The sequence below is a fragment of the Arthrobacter silviterrae genome, assembly GCF_011045165.1.
In the GTDB taxonomy this organism is placed as follows: domain Bacteria; phylum Actinomycetota; class Actinomycetes; order Actinomycetales; family Micrococcaceae; genus Specibacter; species Specibacter silviterrae.
On record NZ_JAAKZI010000049.1, the window covers coordinates 1 to 20,285 of the forward strand.

21 protein-coding genes are annotated in these 20,285 nt (G+C 66.1%); 9 read left to right on the plus strand and 12 right to left on the minus strand.

The genetic code is table 11. The features are described 5' to 3' along the window. Nucleotides 1-9: 9 nt before the first annotated feature. The 4 genes from G6N77_RS20515 to G6N77_RS18300 form a co-directional block, all read right to left on the minus strand. A complete protein-coding gene (locus G6N77_RS20515; protein WP_420867320.1) occupies nucleotides 10-498 on the minus strand; it encodes an antitoxin in 489 nt (162 codons plus the stop codon). A 128-nt stretch (nucleotides 499-626) separates the two neighbouring features. Next, entirely contained in the window at nucleotides 627-1,331 is a 705-nt protein-coding gene (locus G6N77_RS18290) for a hypothetical protein (RefSeq protein ID WP_165183603.1), read from the minus strand. Between the two features lie 4 nt (nucleotides 1,332-1,335). After that, nucleotides 1,336-1,962 (minus strand): cation efflux transmembrane domain-containing protein, encoded by a 627-nt coding sequence (locus G6N77_RS18295; RefSeq protein WP_240902416.1) that lies wholly within the window; start codon nucleotides 1,960-1,962, stop codon nucleotides 1,336-1,338. A gap of 3 nt (nucleotides 1,963-1,965) precedes the next feature. Further along, a complete protein-coding gene (locus G6N77_RS18300; protein ID WP_165183604.1) occupies nucleotides 1,966-2,520 on the minus strand; it encodes a dihydrofolate reductase family protein in 555 nt (184 codons plus the stop codon). A 273-nt stretch (nucleotides 2,521-2,793) separates the two neighbouring features. On the opposite strand from G6N77_RS18300, the gene G6N77_RS18305 reads away from it, so the two are divergent. Together G6N77_RS18305 and G6N77_RS18310 are read left to right on the plus strand one after the other, a co-directional pair. Next, nucleotides 2,794-3,354, plus strand: coding sequence for a hypothetical protein (locus G6N77_RS18305; RefSeq protein ID WP_165183605.1), 561 nt, complete (start codon nucleotides 2,794-2,796; stop codon nucleotides 3,352-3,354). 2 nt (nucleotides 3,355-3,356) lie between these two features. Continuing rightward, nucleotides 3,357-5,555: a bifunctional polysaccharide deacetylase/glycosyltransferase family 2 protein gene (locus G6N77_RS18310; protein WP_165183606.1), complete on the plus strand. Its 2,199-nt coding sequence runs from the start codon at nucleotides 3,357-3,359 to the stop codon at nucleotides 5,553-5,555. A gap of 144 nt (nucleotides 5,556-5,699) precedes the next feature. On the opposite strand, the gene G6N77_RS18315 is transcribed toward G6N77_RS18310, so the two are convergent. Further along, a complete protein-coding gene (locus G6N77_RS18315) occupies nucleotides 5,700-6,392 on the minus strand; it encodes a FadR/GntR family transcriptional regulator (RefSeq protein WP_165183619.1) in 693 nt (230 codons plus the stop codon). A gap of 181 nt (nucleotides 6,393-6,573) precedes the next feature. Between G6N77_RS18315 and G6N77_RS18320 the strand changes: the two genes are divergently transcribed. Genes G6N77_RS18320 through G6N77_RS18330 form a run of 3 tightly spaced genes read left to right on the plus strand, consistent with a single transcriptional unit; the run spans nucleotide 6,574 to nucleotide 9,928 of the window. Then, the gene (locus G6N77_RS18320; protein WP_165183607.1) at nucleotides 6,574-7,893 is read left to right on the plus strand and encodes an MFS transporter; all 1,320 of its coding nucleotides are present in this window, start codon (nucleotides 6,574-6,576) and stop codon (nucleotides 7,891-7,893) included. Further along, a complete protein-coding gene (locus G6N77_RS18325; RefSeq protein WP_262455591.1) occupies nucleotides 7,890-9,104 on the plus strand; it encodes a CaiB/BaiF CoA transferase family protein in 1,215 nt (404 codons plus the stop codon). Before G6N77_RS18320 ends, G6N77_RS18325 begins: the two co-directional genes overlap by 4 nt. Beyond that, complete coding sequence (locus G6N77_RS18330; RefSeq protein ID WP_165183608.1) at nucleotides 9,101-9,928, plus strand: enoyl-CoA hydratase/isomerase family protein; 828 nt, start codon at nucleotides 9,101-9,103, stop codon at nucleotides 9,926-9,928. The genes G6N77_RS18325 and G6N77_RS18330 overlap by 4 nt, the downstream gene beginning before the upstream one ends. 86 nt (nucleotides 9,929-10,014) lie before the next feature. On the opposite strand, the gene G6N77_RS18335 is transcribed toward G6N77_RS18330, so the two are convergent. The 7 genes from G6N77_RS18335 to G6N77_RS18365 all read right to left on the minus strand — a co-directional run bounded on the left by G6N77_RS18335 (nucleotide 10,015) and on the right by G6N77_RS18365 (nucleotide 16,049). Beyond that, a complete protein-coding gene (locus G6N77_RS18335) occupies nucleotides 10,015-10,416 on the minus strand; it encodes a cupin domain-containing protein (protein ID WP_165183609.1) in 402 nt (133 codons plus the stop codon). Next, nucleotides 10,413-10,538: a carboxymuconolactone decarboxylase family protein gene (locus G6N77_RS20230; RefSeq protein WP_262455588.1), complete on the minus strand. Its 126-nt coding sequence runs from the start codon at nucleotides 10,536-10,538 to the stop codon at nucleotides 10,413-10,415. The genes G6N77_RS18335 and G6N77_RS20230 overlap by 4 nt, the downstream gene beginning before the upstream one ends. Further along, the gene (locus G6N77_RS18345) at nucleotides 10,535-11,974 is read right to left on the minus strand and encodes an MFS transporter (protein ID WP_306986864.1); all 1,440 of its coding nucleotides are present in this window, start codon (nucleotides 11,972-11,974) and stop codon (nucleotides 10,535-10,537) included. Before G6N77_RS18345 ends, G6N77_RS20230 begins: the two co-directional genes overlap by 4 nt. A 187-nt stretch (nucleotides 11,975-12,161) precedes the next feature. Further along, the gene (locus tag G6N77_RS18350) at nucleotides 12,162-12,647 is read right to left on the minus strand and encodes a ribose-5-phosphate isomerase (protein WP_205678416.1); all 486 of its coding nucleotides are present in this window, start codon (nucleotides 12,645-12,647) and stop codon (nucleotides 12,162-12,164) included. Beyond that, a complete protein-coding gene (locus tag G6N77_RS18355) occupies nucleotides 12,644-14,386 on the minus strand; it encodes a dihydroxyacetone kinase family protein (RefSeq protein WP_165183611.1) in 1,743 nt (580 codons plus the stop codon). The genes G6N77_RS18350 and G6N77_RS18355 overlap by 4 nt, the downstream gene beginning before the upstream one ends. A gap of 35 nt (nucleotides 14,387-14,421) precedes the next feature. Then, the gene (locus G6N77_RS18360) at nucleotides 14,422-15,198 is read right to left on the minus strand and encodes an SDR family NAD(P)-dependent oxidoreductase (protein ID WP_165183612.1); all 777 of its coding nucleotides are present in this window, start codon (nucleotides 15,196-15,198) and stop codon (nucleotides 14,422-14,424) included. A 26-nt stretch (nucleotides 15,199-15,224) separates the two neighbouring features. Continuing rightward, nucleotides 15,225-16,049, minus strand: coding sequence for a sugar phosphate isomerase/epimerase family protein (locus G6N77_RS18365; RefSeq protein WP_165183613.1), 825 nt, complete (start codon nucleotides 16,047-16,049; stop codon nucleotides 15,225-15,227). A 201-nt stretch (nucleotides 16,050-16,250) separates the two neighbouring features. On the opposite strand from G6N77_RS18365, the gene G6N77_RS18370 reads away from it, so the two are divergent. The 4 genes from G6N77_RS18370 (at nucleotide 16,251) to G6N77_RS18385 (ending at nucleotide 20,282) form a co-directional block, all read left to right on the plus strand. Then, nucleotides 16,251-17,588 (plus strand): MFS transporter, encoded by a 1,338-nt coding sequence (locus G6N77_RS18370; protein ID WP_165183614.1) that lies wholly within the window; start codon nucleotides 16,251-16,253, stop codon nucleotides 17,586-17,588. Nucleotides 17,589-17,610: 22 nt separating this feature from the next. Further along, on the plus strand, nucleotides 17,611-18,510 hold the full coding sequence (locus G6N77_RS18375) for a transketolase (RefSeq protein ID WP_165183615.1): 900 nt from the start codon (nucleotides 17,611-17,613) through the stop codon (nucleotides 18,508-18,510). Further along, on the plus strand, nucleotides 18,507-19,505 hold the full coding sequence (locus tag G6N77_RS18380) for a transketolase family protein (RefSeq protein WP_165183616.1): 999 nt from the start codon (nucleotides 18,507-18,509) through the stop codon (nucleotides 19,503-19,505). Before G6N77_RS18375 ends, G6N77_RS18380 begins: the two co-directional genes overlap by 4 nt. A gap of 117 nt (nucleotides 19,506-19,622) precedes the next feature. Further along, nucleotides 19,623-20,282, plus strand: coding sequence for a GntR family transcriptional regulator (locus tag G6N77_RS18385; RefSeq protein ID WP_165183617.1), 660 nt, complete (start codon nucleotides 19,623-19,625; stop codon nucleotides 20,280-20,282). The last annotated feature ends 3 nt before the right edge of the window (nucleotides 20,283-20,285 follow it).

The window sequence follows — 20,285 nt, forward strand, 5'->3', positions numbered from 1 at the left end:
GACTGCACGTCAGTACTGGTCCTGCTCGCCCTGCTGCTGGTCGTCCTGGGCCTGGTAACCGCCACCCTGGGACTGGTCATCCTGGGCCTGGTACCCGCCACCCTGGGACTGGTCATCCTGCTGCTGGTACCCGCCACCCTGGGACTGGTCATCCTGGGCCTGGTACCCGCCACCCTGCTGCTGGTCATCCTGGGCCTGGTACCCGCCACCCTGCTGCTGGTCGTCCTGGGCCTGGTACCCGCCACCCTGCTGCTGGTCATCCTGGGCCTGGTACCCGCCACCCTGGGACTGGTCATCCTGCTGCTGGCCGCCGAAAGCCCCGCTGACAGCGTCACGGCCCTGGTTGATCTGGTCCTGGAACTGTCCGCCGGTCAAGTTGTTGGCTGCGTCGCCAGCCTTGTTCAGAGCCTCGTCCTTCAGGTTCTGGCCTTCTTCGCTGTTCGCGAATTCATTTACCAAGTCACCGAATCCCATGGGTTTCTCCTCACATTTTGACATCCCGGCCGGTCGCCGAAACGTGTTTCCCAGTCTGGTAGCCGTTTGACAAACTTGTAAAGACCCGCAGGCAGACTAACGGGGAACGCCCAGCTTGGTGTCGATTTGTCCACTAGCCCTTTGCCTGGAATTCACCCCTGCCCGAGAATTCCGGAACCTCTCGGAATGCCCTTTCTGCCGTTCGGGAAAGCAATGGCGCGTGCTGCGGGCAGGCTGCCCAGGAGCAGGAGGGCCAAGGCGGCCACGCCAACGGCGGTGCGCGCTCCGTTGTGGAACGCGAAGGCGGCGATTGTGAGGGGACTGCTGGCAATCATGGCCCACGCAAACCACCACGGAATGATGCGGGCACGGCGCAACGCGATTCCAAGGAGAACATACGCGGCGAGATGGCAGATGACGTACACAATCAGGTAGCCGCCCATGACAGGGTCGTTCGTAAAGTCGTCCAACAGGCCCGCATAGGCGGAGCCCCCAGGCTGCCGGGACATGACACTGGCGAGATCATCCAGGGCGGCCAGCGCTGAAAAGGGTGCCCACCCAATGACGCCGAGCAATCCGCCAAGGACTGCAAGCCACGGGGTCCGGCGGTAGGCCAGCCAGGCGAGGGCCACGGCACCCATGGGCAGCAGGTAGGAGGCTGCCACGAAGGCGGCCAGGTGAACTGCATTCTGCGAAGCGTTCGCTGCCGTGTTGGCTTCGATGGTTTCGGCGCCGGTGCCGTGGATGGCCGGTGCCAGCAGTCCGCCGAGCAGGTAGCAGGCAGGCCCGCCAGTGATCGCCGCTGCTCCGGCGATGCGAAGCAGGCGCTCAGGTCCTGGCCTCGGGGATGCGTGCATGAGGCTACTGCACCCCGGCTGAATTATTGGCCTGCCGGCTCCCGGGGCGCAGTATGTGCATGGCTTCGCGGACCGCGTAGTAGACAATGACCAGGCCGGCCGCGGGGTCTGCCCACCACCAGCCCGCCAGATCATCGAGCAGGACCCCACCCAGCACTGCGGTGGCCAGCAGGCCGTCAATGAACGTCACCCTGCCCTCGGCGGCAAGAACTGGATTGCCCAGGGCCCTGCCTGTTCGGGCCTTGGCTGCGGCCAACAAAAACATCGCCACGGCGGTGATCGCCGTCCAGCCGATTCCGGCCGGGCTCGGGGCGGCATGGTGCCCCAGTGCCAGGGCGGCACCCGATTGCAGGAACAGGTACAGTGCCAAGGCAAGAAACGCACCCGCGATGAGTTTCAGGGCAACTAACTGGCGCCGCTCCCCACTGCCTGACAGCTCCCAGATCACCACGGTGCTGGCTCCGATTTCGATCAAGCTGTCCAGCCCAAACCCTGCCAGCGCCACGGAGCCGGCCGAAATCGAGGCAGCCGCCAGGACCGCCACGCCGACCACGTTCCAGCCCAGGGTGATCCCCTCGAGGATGTTGCCCCTGCGGCGCAACCGGACGGGGGCCGCCGTCGTCAGTTTCATCGGCTAGGCGCCGTGCTGCACGGTGTAGTTCAGTATGGCGATGCCGTTCTTGAGCAGCTGGGAATCGACAAGGGTGAGCCTGGCGGCCGGGGCATGGCCGAAAAGCAGGGTGCCCGCGGCCGTGCCGCCAAGGAAGAAGGGGTGGACCCAGAGCCGGATTTCGTCGAGCAGGCCGTTTTCCACCAGCGTGCGGCCAAGCCTGCCAAACCCGTAGCTGACAATGTCGCCTCCCGGCTGGTCCTTGATCCGGGCGACGGCGGCGGCAATGTCCGTGTCGAGCACCACGGTATTTTCCCAGTCAGAGGTGTGGATGGTTGTCGACACCACATACTTTCTCATCGCATTGAGCCGGTCGGTGTAGGCATCTCCGGCCTGCCCTTGCCACACGGCGGCAAAGCTGAGGAAGGTGTCCTTGCCCAGCAGGACTGCGTCGCACCGGCTCAGCAGTTCCGTCTGGATGGCGTCGGCTGTTTCGTCGCGCTCCAGGGGCGGCCAGTCCTGCGGGTTCTTGATGACGCCGTCGGCGGTGATGTAGGTGGAATTGATGATTCTTCGCATGACGCTCCTCGCCAATGCCTGCAAAGCGTGGGCTGATCTTTCAAGCGTCCCGTAAAGCGACCCGCCCGGCAAGGCCCCGCGGGCCGGACGGGCCTCAATATTTCACGGCCGCTTCGCAGGATTGGCAACCGGTGTTGTCGCCGCGAATGCACGGCGGCCGCGGCCGAGCAGGTCGTCACAGAACAGCTGAAGCGGGCATCCCAAGGGGCGCCGGAAAGTGCCGATCGTTACCCATTTGTGACAGTGGCGCCCGTCGTCTAAAATTGGCGATTGATGCCAGCCAACCATGCAGACCCCAACGCGACACTGTCCGCGCGGCCACTCGGACCCGTATTTGTCGACGCCTCCGGCAGGCGGCTGCGGAGGATCAAAGTCATGGGCCTCGGCGTGCTGGGACTGGCGGCCGGCTACGTAATCCTCCTGCTGATTGCGTTCCTCGGTGGACCGAATGCCGCCGCCCCATTCCTGCCGCTGGGTATTTCACCAGCCGCCCCGGCCGCCGTCCCGGCCGCCCCGCCGGCCAGCCATCGCCCAACTTCAACAGCCACGCCGTTGTCCAACGGCGGCCCACTGCAAGCCAGTGAACGTCAATCCGGGGCAGCCCCCGGTGTCCCGGGTACAGCGGCGGCAGCGGCGACCCCCACAACCATGGCGCACGCAACCGCGGGCCCGGCGACAAGCCAGGCCACGGGCACCCCCAGCGCCGCACCCACCCCCCCGGCAGCCGCCCCGCCAGCTCCCGCCCCCGCGCCTAGCGCACAGCCTGCGTCCCCCGGCAAGAGCGGCACCTCTCCCGGTCAGGCAAAGCGCCCGACGCCGCCCGCACACCCGTGAGGATGCGTGGCCGGCCGCACGGGACCAGCCGAGCCAGCAAGGATGCCGGCCCGGCCAAGGTCAATACCCACTGGGTAATCCTGGCCATCGTCATCCTCGCCTTGGGTGTTGCCCTGACGGTGCAGGGGTACATGACCCACCTGGCAGGGATCGGCGACGACTCCGTGGCTTCCAACGATTCCACCAGCGCCGTCCCCGGCACCATCTCCCGAGGAGGCCCGGTGGTGGACGCGCGCGGCGGCGCAGTCCGAACCGTGGGACCGCCAAACCGAACGCTTGCCCTGACCTTCGACGACGGCCCTGACCCGGTCTGGACGCCGAAGATCCTTGATGTCCTCCAGAAGCACCACGTCCACGCAACTTTCTTCGTCGTCGGCTCTGCGGCAATCGACCACCCCGGCCTGGTCCGCCGCATCATCGCCGACGGCAACGAGATCGGCGTGCACACACTGACCCACACCGACCTCAGCACGGCTCCAAACTGGCGCCGCCAACTTGAGGTACAGGGGGCCCAAAGCGCCATCATCGGCATCACCGGCCAGGCGGCGTCCCTGCTGCGCCCGCCGTACAGCTCCGGGAACAGCGCCGTCAACAACGGCACATGGCAGGACATGCAGGCTGTGGCCGGCCAGGGGTACCTAACCGTGCTGAGCACCGTCGACAGCGAGGACTGGCGCCGCCCCGGCATCACCGCCATTGAGCGCAACATCGCCCCGCACAGCTCCCAGGGGCAGGTGATCCTGATGCACGACGGCGGCGGCAACCGGGAACAATCTGTTGCCGCGCTGGACTCCGCCCTGTCCAGCTTTGCGGTGCAGGGCTACCACGTCACAACTGTGGGCAGCGCTGTTGGAATTCAGAGCATGCGCCCGGCCACCACGGCGGAAAAAATCAGCGGAACGGCGTTCGTTTGGGGGATCCGGCTCAGCAGCTTTATGGTGACGGCTATCACCTGGGCGTTGCTGGCGGCCGGAATCGTCACTTTTCTCCGGGCCGTCCTGGTGGTGGGGTTTGCTGCCCGGCACAGGCGCGCCGCGCGGCGAGCCCGGTTGGCCGGCAGCGGGCGCAGGCGGGCGAACGTTCCGGTCCGCGACGCGGTCACCGAGCCCGCCACGGTGATTGTTCCGGCCTACAACGAGTCAGCCGGCATTGAGGCTGCCATACGGTCCATTGCCGCCTCGAACCACCCCGTGGAAATCATCGTGGTTGATGACGGCTCCACTGACGGCACTGCCGACGTCGTGGAAGCCGTGGGGCTGCCTGGGGTGCGGCTGCTGCGCAAGGAGAACGGCGGCAAGCCTTCGGCGCTGAATGCCGGGCTTGAGGCGGCAAGCCACCAGCTAGTGGTGATGGTGGACGGCGACACGGTCTTTGAACCTGACACGGTCCGCTCGCTCATCCAGCCCTTTGCCGACCCGCGCGTGGGGGCCATCTCGGGAAACACAAAGGTGGCAAACCGCCGCGGCATGCTCGGTGCGTGGCAGCACATTGAATATGTCGTGGGCTTCAATCTGGACCGGCGCCTGTTTGACGTCGCGGAGTGCATGCCCACCGTCCCTGGTGCCATCGGCGCCTTCCGCCGCGACGCGCTTGTCGCCGTCGGCGGTGTCAGCGATGACACCCTGGCCGAGGACACGGACCTGACCATGGCATTGTGCCGCGACGGCTGGCGGGTGGTGTATCAGGAGGACGCCAGGGCCTGGACCGAGGCGCCGGAAAGCCTGGGCGCCCTGTGGAAGCAGCGCTACCGCTGGTGCTACGGCACGCTGCAGGCCATGTGGAAGCACCGCGGCGCGATGGTCCAGGGCGGACAGGCCGGCAAACTGGGCCGGCGGGGGCTGAGCTACCTCCTGGTCTTCCAGGTGCTGCTCCCGCTGTTTGCGCCCGTGGTTGATGTTTTTGCCATTTACGGGTTGGTCTTTCTGGATCCGTTCCGCATCGGGGCGCTATGGCTGGCGTTCCTGTTGGTCCAGTGCCTCATGGCCGCCTACGCCTTCCGCCTCGACAACGAACCTCTCCGCCCGCTGTGGACGCTGCCGCTCCAGCAGTTTGTGTACCGCCAGCTCATGTACCTGGTGGTGATCCAGTCGGTGGTCACTGCGCTTGCCGGCGTGCACCTGCGCTGGCACCGGATGGAGCGGTACGGCAGCCTGCGCGTTCCGGCCGGCCACTCCAGCCCGAACTCGACCACCGCCACCTGATCGCCGTCGGAGACTTCGGCGTGTAGGGCACTCCCGCCGAGTTAGCGGAAGCGCGCTGAGACCGCTAGAGATATCCCGCTGTCTCGGCGCGGACCCGCTGTCTCGGCGGAAGAGGGGTGGGGCGGGCGACCCGGCGGGTGGCCCCTACTTGAGCAGGTCCACGTCCGAGACAAGGGCGATGTGCTTTTGCATCGCCTCGGCAGCGGCCTGGGAGTCGTTGGCCCGGATGGCATCGGCGATCTTGCGGTGGGAGGCCAGGGACTGCTCGGGACGGCCCGGCTGTCCCAGGGATTCCATGCGCGTTTCGAGCACCATTTCCGCAATAAAGGTCATGAGCTGGGCCAGCACGGCTGAATGTGCCGCCGCCGTGACGGCCTGGTGAAAGAGCTCGTCACCGTTGAGGCCTCTGTCGCCGTTGGCGATCTCTGCGGCCATGACGTCCAGAGCCGCGTCGATGGCCTCCATCTCGCCGTCCGTGCGGCGGGCGGCCGCGAGCCCGGCCAGCTTCACCTCGATGGTGCTCCGGGCCTCGACGATCTCCGGCAGCCGGTTGCTGTGCTCCCGCAGGCCCTTGAGGACAGTGGCAATACTGGGGCGGTAGACCAGCACGGCGCCGTTGCCGTGCTGGACGTCAATGACACCCAAAACCTCCAACGCCACCAGGGCCTGGACAAGCGTTGCCCGGGACACGCCCAGCCGCTGCGCCAACTCACGCTCGGCAGGAAGCAGGTCCCCCGGCCCCAGCTGGGCGGACTCGATATAGCCCAGGAGCAGCGTCACCAACTGCTCATAGAGGCGGGGCTTCGCCACACGCCCCAGCGCATCGCCCTCTGCCATTTCGCTCACCGGCGTCTCCTCACGCTTCGATTGCCTCCAAGAATACATGGCAGGAGTATTGACAAAGTGACCCGGTGTACTAGAGGCTAGTCCAGTGAGACAGTAATCCACATCACATTCAATCCCCAGGGTTCCCAGCCCGTAGTGAGAGAGCCCGAATCATCAAGGCAATGGAGTTGCGATGACAGTTCAAGAAGTGACCCGGAAGCAGGCTGCGCGACGAGCCACCGTGGCCAGCGTGGTTGGCACCACCATTGAGTGGTACGACTTTTTCCTCTACGGGACTGCGGCAGCGCTCGTCTTCCCACACCTGTTCTTTCCCGGCCAGTCGGCGTTTGCCGGCATTCTGGCGGCGTTCGGCACGCAGTTTGTGGGATTTGTGGCCCGCCCCGTGGGAGCAGCCATCTTTGGCCACTTCGGCGACAGGATAGGGCGCAAGACCACCCTGATGGCCACGCTGTTCCTCATGGCCTTCGGCACGGTCCTCATAGGGTTCCTGCCCACGTGGCAGAGCATTGGCGTGGCCGCCCCGGTCCTGCTGGTGCTGCTGCGCATCATCCAGGGCATCGGCGTCGGCGGGGAATGGGGCGGCTCGGTACTGCTCAGCATGGAATGGGGCAAGGAGGGGCGGCGCGGCCTGTCTGCCAGCTGGCCCCAGCTGGGAGTGCCGCTGGGGCTGGTGCTGTCCACCGGCGTCGTCCGCCTGACAACCGGCATGACAGGCAGCGCCGGCTTTGTGGCCTACGGCTGGCGGATACCGTTCATCCTGAGCATCGTCCTGATCGGGGTGGGCTTCTGGGTGCGGGCGCGGGTGGTGGAGAGCCCGGAGTTTGAGGCCATGCGCAAGACGCAGCAGGTGGTCAAGAACCCCATTCTCGAGGCCATCCGGCGCCAGCCAAGGCAGATCCTGCTCTCGGCGCTGGTGCGGACCTCCGAGCAGGCACCGTTCTACCTGTTCATCACCTTCGTGCTCACGTATGCCGTCAAGCACTTGAAGCTGGACAGCAATTCCATCTTGGATGACACGCTCATTGCGGCGGCGCTGGGGCTCATCAGCATTCCGTTGTTCGGGCGGCTCTCGGACAAATTCGGGCGCCGGAAGGTGTACGGCACGGGCATTGTGCTGACGGCCCTGTTCGCCTTCCCCTACTTCGGCATGCTCAACACCGGCAATGCGCTGCTCATCGCCATTGCCATTATCGTCAGCCTGGCACTGCATGACATGCAGTACGGGCCGCAGGCAGCGCTCATTGCCGAAGGGTTTGACGCCGACATCCGCTACACGGGCGCCGGCCTGGGCTACCAGCTGGCCAGCGTGGTGGCCGGCGGCCCGGCGCCGCTCATTGCGGCCGCCCTGCTGGCTCATTACGGCAACTCCACGGCCATTTCCATCTACATCATCATCTGCGCGGCGGTGAGCATGGCCGCCCTGATCCTGCTGCCCCGGACGGCGAGCGCCCTGGCCGGCACCTCCCCCAAGGCCGTCAGGAGTGCCGCGTGACACTGCAAAAAGACAAGCACGACGGCGGCGCCCTGGCGGACTTGGTGGTGCTGGACCTGACCCGGATCCTCTCCGGCCCGTTCGCCACCATGACGCTGGCGGACCTCGGCGCGGACGTCATCAAGATCGAGCAGCCCGGGCAGGGGGACGACACCCGCCAGTGGGGCCCGCCGTTCCAGGGCGAGGAAGCCGCCTACTTCCTGTCCGTCAACCGCAACAAGCGCAGCCTCGCCGTGGACCTGAAGTCGGCGGAGGGACTGGCGGCCGTGCGAAAGCTGGCCCTCACGGCGGACGTGCTGGTGGAAAACTTCCGCCCGGGCACGGCGGCGCGCCTAGGCCTGGGGTACGAGGAATTGTCCGCACGGAACCCAGGCCTCGTCTATGCGTCCATCAGCGGCTATGGGCAAACCGGCCCGGACGCCCACCGGCCCGGCTACGACGCCATCGCCCAGGCCCGCAGCGGCATCATGAGCGTGACCGGCGAGGCAGCCGGCCCGCCGGTCAGGGTGGGCGTCAGCAGCGCAGACCTGACCGCAGGCATGTGGGCCACCATCGGCATCCTGGCTGCCCTGCACGAAAAGGGGCGCACAGGGCTGGGCCAGTGGGTGGACATCAGCCTGCTGGACGGCTCGGTCTCCTGGCTGACTTATGTTTCCAGCGGCTACTTCGCCAGCGGCAACATTCCCCAGCGGTACGGCTCGGCCCACCCCACCATCGTGCCGTACCAGGCGTTCGAAACAGCCGACGGATTCGCCATGGTGGCCGTGGGCAACGACGGCCTGTGGAGGCGCTTCGCCCAAGCCGTCGGCCGGGCGGACCTGGCCACGGATCCCCTGTTCGCGGGCAATCCGGACAGGGTCGCTCACCGCGGCGCGCTCCTTCCCCTCATCGAGGGCATCATGCTCACCCGGACCACGGAGGAATGGGTGGCAGTCCTCGACGCGGCTGGCGTGCCGGTGGGCCCCATCCAAACCGTGGACCAGGCCCTGGCCGATCCACAGGTCCTTGCCCGTGGCATGGTGGCGACCGTGCAGCACCCCACGGAAGGCGAACTGAATATGGTCAACTGCCCCATCAAGCTCTCGCGGACGCCTGCCACCGTCAGGACGGCCCCTCCCCTGCTGGGCCAGCACACGGACGGCATCTTGGCCAGCCTGGGATTGACAGGAGACCGCATTTCGTCCCTTCGCAAGGCAGGAGCCATCCAATGACAACCACCCACCTGGACCTGGACGCCGTCGCCCTGGACGGCGCGCCACTGAACAGCGCCGCACCGGACGCCATCGCCCTGGATGCCACCGGGCCCGTCGCCACCCTGACCCTCGGCACCGGCCGGCGGCTCAATGCCCTGCGGCCGGACGATTGGGCCGCCCTGGCACGCGACGCCGATTCACTCGCGGGCCGGGAGGATCTGCGTGCCGTGGTGATTCGCGGCGGGGGCGGCGTGTTCTGCTCGGGCTCGGACCTGCGCGAGTGGGACGGGGCCACCCAGGAGGAAGTCAGTGAAAGCTTTGCCGGGATGGAAGCGGCGCTGCAGGCTGTTGAGGACATCCCGGTCCCCACCGTGGCCGTGGTGGAGGGCTTCGGCACCGGCGCCGGGTGCCAGCTGGCGCTAGCTTGCGACCTCCAGCTGGTGAACCGGTCCGCCAAGATCGGCATGCCCATTGGCCGGCTGGGCCTGCTGGTGCCAGCCACTTTTGCCACGCGAATGTCCCTGCTGATCGGCCCGGGACGGACCAAGGAACTGCTCTACGGCGGCCGGCTGCTTCCTGCTCCTGAAGCCCATCAGATGGGCCTTATCACCACTTTGGTGGAAGACGGCGCCGTGGATGATTCACTGACCGAACTCCTCGCGCAGTGGGACGGCCTGTCCGCTGCATCCCTGCGGGCCTCCAAGGCGGCGGTGAACTATGGGCTGACCCCGCTGGTGCAGCCTGCCCGCCGCGCCCCGCAGGGAGCCGCGTGCGATCCGGATGAATTTGCGTGGCGGCTGGACGCCTTCCTCAACCGCCACCGGCCCCATGCCTCGAGATAGCGGAAGCGCGCCGAAACCGCAGGAGATATCCCGCTGTCTTGGCGCGGACCCGCTACCTCGGCAGAAGAGGCACGACGGCGGCCACGTCACCTCCCGTTGTAGTCGGCGTCCGTGATGTGCTCGGCCCAGGTAGTGGTCGCGGCCGGGTCCTCTGCCTGTTGCAGCATGGCGATGTGCTCCATATAGCAGCCCGGGGCCGCGGCGTGCCAGTGCTCCTCGCCCGGCGGTGTGTAGAGCGTCTGGCCCGGGTGGACCTCAACGATCTTCCCGTCCCGTGTGCCGAAGCGGCCCACGCCCTGGGTGACGCGGATGTACTGGCCGTGCGCGTGGGAGTGCCAGGCGGTGCGGGCTTCGGGTGCGAAGCGCACAGTGGCCACCACCATTGTTTGATCGCTTTCATGGGGCGCTGCGATGGGGTCTAGCCAGACGTCGCCGGCGAATTGGGCCGGAGGGTTCTTGGCGGTGGGAACTGCGGGTTCAATGTTCATGGTGTTCCTTTGTGGTTGGTGATGAAGTGTTCCTTGGCCACGGCCATGGCGGCCATGCCCTGCGGCCAGCCGGCATAAAACGTGACGTAGGTGTTGGCCCCGATGAGTTCCTCCCGCGTCACGCCGTTCTCCACGGCGCGTCCCGGGCTGACCGGGCCGCGATTTCGGCGGGCACAATCAGCGCGAGCGAGGCAAGGAGGCAGAGTGCCAGCATGACGCTGCCGGCGGTGAGGGCGGCGCTGACGTGACCCGCAATGGCCGCCCGGGCTCCGCCGTCGGCCCGGGAAGTGGCCGCGGCGGCAGTGACCAGGACGGCCAGGCCCAGGCTGCTGCCCAGCTGGTGGGCGGTGTTGACCAGGCCGGAGGCGGCGCCGGAATCGGCCGCGGTGACCTTGGCAATGCCGGCGGAGGTCAGCGGCGCGAAGGCCAGCCCCTGCCCGATGCCCAGCAGCACCATCGGCAGGGCCACCCCGGCCAGGTAGGAGGTACCCACGCTGAGACGGCTGAGCCACACCATGCCGGCCAGGGTCACGGCGACGCCAGCGGCCAGCAGAGCCGCGTTGCCGAAGCGTGCGGTCAGGCGCGGGATGGCCAGGGCGACGGCGAAGTTGACCACAGTCATGGGGAAGAATGCCATGCCTGCCTGGAGCGGATTGAAGCCGAGCACGTCCTGCAGAAACTGAGTGGTGAAGTAGAAAAAGCCGATCATGGCGCCCATGTAGAGCATGCGGGCCAGGTAGGCTCCGGAGCGTTCCCGGCTGGCGAAGAGCCGCAGCGGCATGATGGGCTGCCCGGCCCGCCACTCATTGGCAACGAACACGGCGAGCAAAACTACAGCGGCACCCAACGGGAGGATGGTCAGGCGAGCCAGCCAACCGGCGTCGGCCGAGCTGATGATGCCGAAGACCAGGGCGCCCATGCCCAGGGTGGCGGTGACCGCGCCGGTCACGTCGAAACGGCCGGTGCTGCGCGGGGATGCAGGGAGGTAGCGCGGCGCCAGCAGGATCATGGCGGCGCCGATGGGGACGTTGATGAAGAAGCCGGCGCGCCAGGATATCCAGTGGGCCAGCGCTCCCCCAATCACCAGGCCCAGGCTGGCGCCGATGCCTGCCGTGGCGCCGTACCAGGCCACGGCGCGGGTGCGTTCACGGCCCGGCGCGAAGCTGGCGGTGAGCAGGGACAGGGACGACGGCGCCACGACGGCCGCGCCCACGCCCTGCAGCGCCCGGGCGCCGATGAGCCACTGGCCGTTGGGTGCCAGGCCGATCAGCAGCGACGCCGTGGCGAAGACTGCCAGGCCAATGATGAAGATGCGACGGCGGCCCAGGAGGTCGCCGGCCCGTGCACCGAGAAGGAGCAGTCCGCCGAAGACCAGGGTGTAGGCGTCCTGCACCCAGGCCAGGCCCGTGGCGGTGTAGCCCATTTCCGCCTGGATGCCGGGCAGGCCGGTGAAGATGGTGGAGTTGTCGAGCAGGATCATGAAATAGCTGACCAGGATGATGGCCAGGATGGCGGTGCTCTTTTTGTTTTTGGTGGCGGTGGTGGCGGTGCGGGGCACGCGGGTCCTTCTGGTTCACGGCCTGCTTCAGGGCCTTCGGAGTCGGCGGGCCGAAAGCGAGGCGCGCCTTTCGGGGGCCTCGCTTTCGGCATTGATCCCAGTGAACACTCTTGCGAGCCGGCGTGGCAGTGCCTGTTGGTGCAGGTACTGGGAGTACCCCCTTTTAGTGGAGGACTCGTGGGAACCTCTAGCAGCCCTCAAAGTCCGTCAGGACCTGCACTTTCGCTGCAGAGGCCGAGCCGGCGTCGAAGGAATAGCCCAGCCACTCCTTTGCAAGGCGGCGGGCCAGCTCCACGCCGATGACGCGCTGGCCCATCGTCAGCACCTGGCAGTTGTTGGACAGCACCGAACGCTCGACAGAAAACGAGTCGTGGGCCGTCGCGGCGCGGATGCCTTCCACCTTGTTGGCTGCGATGGCAACACCCAGGCCGGTGCCACAGAACAGGATGGCTCGGTCGGCCTGGCCGTTTTTGATCATCTCCCCTGCGGCGATGCCCACGTACGGATAGGGCCGCGTGAACTCGGCGTCGCCGCGGTTGACTCCAATGTCGATGACTTCGTTAATGCGGGGGTCGGCCTTGGCGTCCGCTAGCACCTGGTCCTTGTAGTCCACGCCTGCTTCGTCGGCGCCAACGATGAGCCTGATTCCCACGGTGTTCCCTTCCTTCGTCATTGCTTGGCCGCGGCCAATGTCTGGGTGTTTGCCAGATGGGGTCCCATCACAGTGAGGACCATGGCCAGGGAAGTGGCCCCCGGATCCGGCGTCCCAAGGCTCTTTTCGGCGAGCGGGCGGGCCCGGCCCAGGCGGGGACGCAATCCTGCTGTCGCTGCAGCGGCAGCAGTGGCCTGGTCAGCAGCAGCAGTCCAGGCGGCAGCCACATCCGCACCCTCGGCCAGTTGGCGGCGAAACTCCGCGGTGAATGGCACCAGGGCGTCAACCATGGTCTTGTCGCCGGGCTCGGCCTTGCCCAGTTCCCGGATCCGGGCGGTAAATGCCTTCACAGCTTCGAGGAGCATTTCCGACGTGGGCGCCGTGACGTCCCCGAGGTTTTCCCCGAAGCTGCGCAGCCCGGCACCCCACAGGACTCCCGACGTGCCGCCGGCCCTGTCCGCCCACGAGTCGCCGGCCTCGGCGAGAACGGTTCCGGCGCCCCCACCCAGGTCGAGGGCAATACCTGCGGCCACGACGGCGGCATCGATCCCCCGCACCATGCCGCGCCCGTGGTCGCCGTCCCCGGCGATTGCGTCCAAGTCACCCAGCACCGCTTCCGCATCGTGGACGGCACGCGCGGCCGCCTCCAGCGCCGCCACGCAATTGTGCGCGTAGGCCCTGGATTCTTCGCTTGCCGTGAAGCTGACGGCATCAACCGAACTTCCATCCGGCCCCATCCAGGAATCCGGATCACCCTGCGATGCAACGTTCCCCCGCTTGTACGCCGGCGACTCCGCCGGAGCGCACCAAAGCGGCTCAAGCTCGTCATCGAGCCATGTAACTGTCAGGGACACGGCCGCCATGTCGAGGCTGGTGACAAGCTCCCCGACCTCGGGCATGACCAGTGCGTAGCCCGCACCTCGCAGCAACGGGGCCACTGTCCCCCACAGCACGAACAGTTCCTCATACTTGGTGGAACCCAGACCGTTGAGCACCACGGCGATGCGCTGGCCGGAACCATCCGGTGTCTCCGCCAGGATCCGCGCCACGAGTTCCCGGCCCAGCTGGTCCGCCGTCGGAAGCGGCATGTTCAGGAGCCCCGGTTCCCCGTGGATGCCCAGGCCGAGCCCCATTTGCTTCCCGCCAAGGGTGAAGAGCGCAGCGTCCGCGCCGGGGAAGGTGCAGCCGTGGAAGGCGCTGCCGATGGTCCGTGTGTTGCTGTTGGCCTTGCGGCCCAGGCGGACCACCTCCGCCAAACTGGCACCAGCCTCGGCAGCGGCGCCCATGACCTTAAAGACCGTGAAGTCACCTGCAATGCCGCGGCGTTTCGCGCTTTCCCCGGGCGCCGCGCTGGCGATGTCGTCCGTGACGACCACATTGTCAACGGCAACGCCTTCGGTGGCCAGCCGCTCCGTGGCCAGGCCAAAATTCATGACGTCACCTGCGTAGTTCCCGTAGGCGAAGACGACGCCGCTTCCCTGGTCCGCTGCCTTGGCGACGGCATACGCCTGCTGTGCCGACGGGGACGTGAAGATGTTGCCCACCACGGCGCCGTCGACCAGCCCGGGGCCGATGAAGCCGGCAAAGGCCGGGTAGTGCCCGGAACCGCCGCCGGCCAGGACCGCCACCTTGGGCGTGGCGGGGCGGTGGCGGCGGACTGCGCCACCGGGAACCGGACGGACCGCGTCCGCATATACGTCGCAAAAACCTGCCAGGGCCTCCTCGGCAAACGCGGCCGGATCGTTGAATAGCTTCGTCATGGTGCTGCTCTCCTGCTGTGGGCTTGGAAATGGGCTTAGTGGAGGTGGCTGCCGCCGTTGATGTCCACCGTGGTGCCGGTGAGGTAGGCGGCGTCGTCGGAGGAAAGGAAGGTGATGACCGCGGCGATTTCCTCGGTGGTGGCGGTGCGGCCCACGGGAATGTCGCGGGCGAGGGCTGCCTCCTGCTCGTCGGTGCTGCCCACGCGAATGTTGGTGTCCACCGCGCCCGGGGTGATGGCGTTGATGGTCACGCCGCTGTCCCCGAGTTCCCGGGCCAGGGCCTTGGTGAACCCGAGGATGGCAGCCTTGGCCGAGGAGTAGGGGACCTTGCCGAAGACGCCGCCGCCGCGCTGGGCGGACACCGAGGACATGTTCACGATGCGGCCCCATCCGGAGCTGATCATTTCCGGCAGGAAGGCCTTGGTGACCAGGTATGTGCCGGTGGCATTGACGGCGAAGATCTTGTTCCACAGTTCCAGGGTGGTTTCCAGGAACGACACGGGCGAGGTGATGCCGGCGATGTTGACGAGGGCGCCCACCGTGGGCAGGTTGCTCGCGGCGACCTCGGCCTGGACGGCGCCATGTGCGGCAGTTACTGAATCCTCGCTGGCGACATCAACGGCATGGCCGAAAGCGGGGACGTTAAACTCGTTCCCGATTTCGGCGGCAACCTTGGCCGACTTTTCCCCGTCGAGGTCCAGGATGACGACAGCCCAGCCCTCACGGGCGTAGCGGCGCGCCGTTGCGAGGCCGATGCCACGCTCTGAAGTGGCTCCCGTGAGGACGGCGGTGCGCTGGATGGTGTTGGACATGATTCTCCTTGAAATGGTGGGTGGAACTAGATGAGGGTGGAAATATGGGTGGCGGCCTGCGCGGCAGCGGTGGGGCGTTCATCGTCGGCCACATCACGGGTCTCGAGTTCGAGCGAAAAGTGCCCCGCGTACCCCTTGGCCTGCAGGGCGGCGAGGCCGGCCGCGAAGTCGGTCTCACCATTGCCAATGCTGAGGTTGATGTTGCCGGGCACAGCGTCCCGGAGATGGACATGGGCAATGGTCCCGTGGAAACGATCGATGAAGTCCAGGGGGTCTGCCCCGGACGCCACGATGTGGCTGAAGTCCATGACGCTTCCGACGCCGGACCCGGCCAGCCGTCCGATGAGCCGCCCGGCGCGGTCCATGTCCGAGCACAGGCGGAAGTAGTGCAGAGCTTCGGTCCAGAGCTCGATGCCCATGGCATCAGCACGCTTTTGCGCCCTTGCCAGGGAGGACGCGACGACATCGAGGTCTGCGTCCAAGCTCGCCAACGGATCCCGGTTGAGGGCCCCGCAGGGCAGGACCAGTGCCTTGGCGCCGGTCTCGACGGCGAGCGCCAGCAGCATCTCGAGGTGGCCGTCCCGTTCTTTTTGGGCATCGACCCCAAGCATGGCGTTGAGATCGCCGATGTCGCCGTTGACCGACCGAACGTTCAGGCCCGACGCGGAAATCTGAGCGGACACAACGCGAACGTCTTCTTCGCCCAATGCGTAGGGGACGTGGTTGCAGACCCCAGGAAGGGCTCCGAGATCGATCTCCTCGAAACCAATTTCGCCCATGGTCTGGAGTGCATTAGGGAGATCCAGGTGACGAAAGCTGATCGAAGAACAGCCCAGTCGTGGGTTGAACATTGGCGCTGCTCCTTAGGTGGGTCCGCCACCCGCGGCCCGGGTGATGAAACCCACACTAGGGCCATTCACTGTCAACAGTCAACCTTCAAAGTTGACTGTTGACAAAGAGAAATGATTAAGGTCACACTGGCGTATCATCTGTTAACAGTCGACACCACGATGCCCGCAGCATCGGTCGCCGTTTGAAAGGTATTTACGACCATGAGCAATGAAGCTCTCACCATGCGAGGACCAGTCCACGGCACCAAGGACGCCCGGCGCGTTGCCTTGGGCTCGTCCGTGGGTGCAGTCATCGAGACGTACGACTTCATCGGATTCGGCACGGCAGCCGCACTCTACTTCGGCACGGCCTTCTTCCCTGGCACGGACCCTGTCACTGGCACCCTGGCGTCCTTTGCCACGCTCGGCGTGGGCTTCGCCGCCCGTCCGCTGGGCGGCATCCTGGGCGGCCACCTCGGCGACAGACTGGGCCGCAAGCCTGTCCTGGTGGCATCACTTGTCCTGATGGGGCTGGCCACCTTCGCGATCGGCCTGCTGCCCACCTACGCCACGGTGGGGCTGCTGGCCCCGGCGCTGCTGGTGTTCGTCCGCATCGTCCAGGGCCTGGCCTTCGGCGCGGAGTGGGGCGGCGCCATCCTCATGAGTTACGAACACGCGCCGTGGAAGAAGAAGGGCAAGTACACCGGCATGGTCCAGGCCGGTTTCCCGGTGGGCCTCCTGCTGGCAAACCTGGTGTTCCTTTTCAGCGTCCACCTAGGCAATTCGTGGGCATGGCGCATCCCGTTCCTGGCCAGCATCCTCCTGGTGATTGTTGGGCTCATCATCCGCTCCAAGGTTCCCGAATCCCCAGTGTTTGACGAAGTCAAGGCGACAGGGGCAATCGTCAAGTCCCCGATCACCGCAGTCATCAAGACCGACTGGCGCAACATTGTCCGCGGCATCGGCCTGCGCATCGCGGAGACGGCCGGCTACGCCGTCTCCATCACCTACATGATTTCCTACCTCCACACCACGGGCCTTTCCAGCAAGACCGAAACCCTGGTCGCCCTCAGCGTGGCCGCTGGAATCGGCATCTTTGCCACTGCCGCCTGGGGCCGGCTCACAGACAAGATCGGCCGCCGGCCCCTCTACATCTGGTCCTGCGCCTTTGCCGTGCTCTTTGCGTTCCCCATGTTTCTGCTGGTCAACACCGGACTGTCGATCCTGATTATCCTGACGGTCATCATCTCCTATGCCGTCTGCCAGAACTCGCTGGCCGGTGCACAGGGACCGTGGTTCCCCGAGCTCTTCCAGGCCAAGACCCGCGCCTCCGGGGCGTCACTGGCCTACCAGATCTCCGCCATGGTTTCCGGCTTCACGCCCTTCATCACCACCCTGCTGTTCCTCAGCCTTGGCTGGGCCGGGCCTGCGGCACTTTTCATGGTCTACGGACTCATCGGCCTGGCAGCCGCCATCAGCACCCGCGAGACGTGGGGCAAGCGCGAGCGCCAGCTGGCAGATGACGCCACCAAAAGCACTCCGCTGACCGTCAATGCCTAAGCCAACGAAAGGCAGAAATTCCATGTCCACACTGGACCAAACCACCACGCGGCCTTCAGCCAGCGGCACTTTCGCGGACCGCCGTCGTACCATCACGGAGGCCGCCTACCGCATCCGTCACCACGCCCTGAACATGGGCGCAGTCCAGGGCCAGGGCTATGTTGGCCAGGCCCTGGGCGCGGCCGACATCTTCGCCACCGTCTACGCCAGCCAGCTCTCCTTCCGTGCAGACCAACCCGACTGGGAGGGACGGGACCGCTTCCTGCTCTCCACCGGCCACTACGCAATAGGCCACTACGCCGCGCTGGCCGAAGCCGGCATCATCCCCGTTGACGAACTGGAAAGCTACGGCTCCGACGATTCGCGCCTGCCGATGTCGGGGATGTCCACCTACACACCCGGCATGGAAATTTCCGGCGGCTCCCTGGGCCACGGATTGTCCATCGCCGTCGGCATGGCGTTGGGGCTGCGACACCAGGGATCAAATGCCCGCGTGTTCAACTTCCTCTCCGACGGCGAACTCGACGAAGGCTCCACGTGGGAGGCAGCCATGGGCGGCCACCACCACCAGCTCGGCAACCTGACAGCCATGGTGGACATCAACGCACTGCAGGCCGACGGCAAGACGGAAACCGTCCTGCGGACCGAACCAGTGGCGGAGAAGTGGACGGCCTTTGGCTGGTATTGCCAACGGATTGACGGCAATGACGCAGGGGCGTTGCTGGAAGCCTTCGACAACGCGGCCGCCCGGGCGGCGTCCCACGGGCAGCCATCCGTCATCCTGTGTGACACCAAGGTGGGGCGGGGAGTGTCCCTGCTGGAGAACCGGGAAAAGGCGCATTTCATGCGCATCGAAGAACACGAATGGCAGCTCTGCCGCGAACAGCTCGCCGCAGGATACGAAGGGACGGCTTCAGCATGACCCCCACAACCACGGCAAAGGCCAAGCTGAAGACTTCGGCAATGATCGCCTCCTTCGCCGACCCAGGGCAAAAGACCGCTTCAGCACCGTTCGGACACGCACTGGCCAGGGCTGCGGAATCAGACCAAAGGATTGTGGGACTGACCGCGGACCTGGGCAAATACACCGACATGCACATCTTTGCCCAGGCCTTCCCGGAGCGGTTTTTCCAAATGGGCATGGCAGAGCAACTACTCCTGGGCGCCGCCGCAGGCATGGCAGAGACCGGACTCATCCCGTTCGCCTCGACCTACTCCGTGTTCGCCGCCCGGCGCGCCTACGACTTCCTCTGCCTCGACATTGCCGAACCCAACCTCAACGTCAACATTGTGGGAGGCCTCCCTGGGCTCACCACCGGCTACGGGCCCAGCCACCAGGCCACGGAAGACATGGCCATTTTCCGGGGCATGCCGAACCTGACCATCGTGGACCCCTGCGATTCAGTGGACATCGAACAAGCAGTGCCGCAGCTGGCCGCCAGCGAGGGACCCAGCTACCTGCGGCTGTTGCGCGGCAACGTCCCCACCGTCCTGGACGAATACGACTACACCTTTGAGCTCGGCAAGGCGAAGGTCCTCCGCAGAGGCAGGGATGTCGTACTGGTTTCCAGTGGACTCATGACAATGCGCGCCCTCCAGGCAGCCAAGGCGCTGGAGGCACACAAGGTGGATGTCGCCGTCGTTCATACCCCCACCATCAAGCCCTTTGACTCAGCTACCGTCTTGGCCGAACTTGCCGGGGACCGGCTGGCCGTGACTTTGGAGAACCACTCCGTGGTGGGCGGGCTGTTCGAGACCGTGGCGTCAGCCGTGGTGACCGCAGGGTTGGGAAAGCGCGTGGTCCCCATCGGCCTGCCGGACGCCTTCCTCGACGCCGGAGCACTGCCGACCCTGCACGAACGCTACGGACTGTCCGTTCCACGCATCGTTGCGAAAGTGCTCGCGGAACTGGGCTAGTTTCACTTCTGCTTGGAATCGGGCGCGGGACCTCCCACAGGTCCCGCGCCCGAGGCGTAACATCAACTGTTAACACCTGACAGTAAACAAACAACCGTCCACTTCGAGGATCACACCATGCCAGCAGCCACCGCCTCACTCTTGGGGTTGGAAAAAAAGAGCCTCCGCGAGCAGGCAGTTTCCGCCCTGCGTGCCGCCATCACGAGTGGGGCGCTGGAGCCCGGCAAGCATCTGGTGGAGACGGAGCTCTCCGACATGCTCCAAATCAGCCGCGGCACCCTGCGCGAGGCGTTGCGGCAACTGGAACAGGAAGGGTTGCTGACCGCCGGCGCGCGGGGACGCCTGTCCGTGCGGCACCTTGATGCCAAGGAAATCCGCGACATTTTCGCCGTGCGGGCCACCCTGGAATCCCTGGCGGTCCGCACGCTATGTGAACAGCCCAACCGCTCCGCGGTGATCAAGGCCCTGCGGGCCGCCGTCAACCACATGAAGTCCGCTTCCAGGGGCACCCTTGAGGCTCGGATCGAGTCCGACCTCGAGTTCCACCGGACGCTCTGCAAGCTCAGCGACAACCAAACCCTGCTCCATTCCTGGGAGTCGCTGGAGGGGTCCATCCGAATGTCGATCATGTTTGCCGGATTGGAGCGGGCCGTCAAAAACATGAACGTGGACCGGCATCTGGACATAGTGGAGTCGATTGAAACCGGCGACCCTAAAGCCGCGCAGTTGGCCATTCTCGAGCACATGGACGTGGCTGCGGAGAATTTAGTGGCCTAAGGG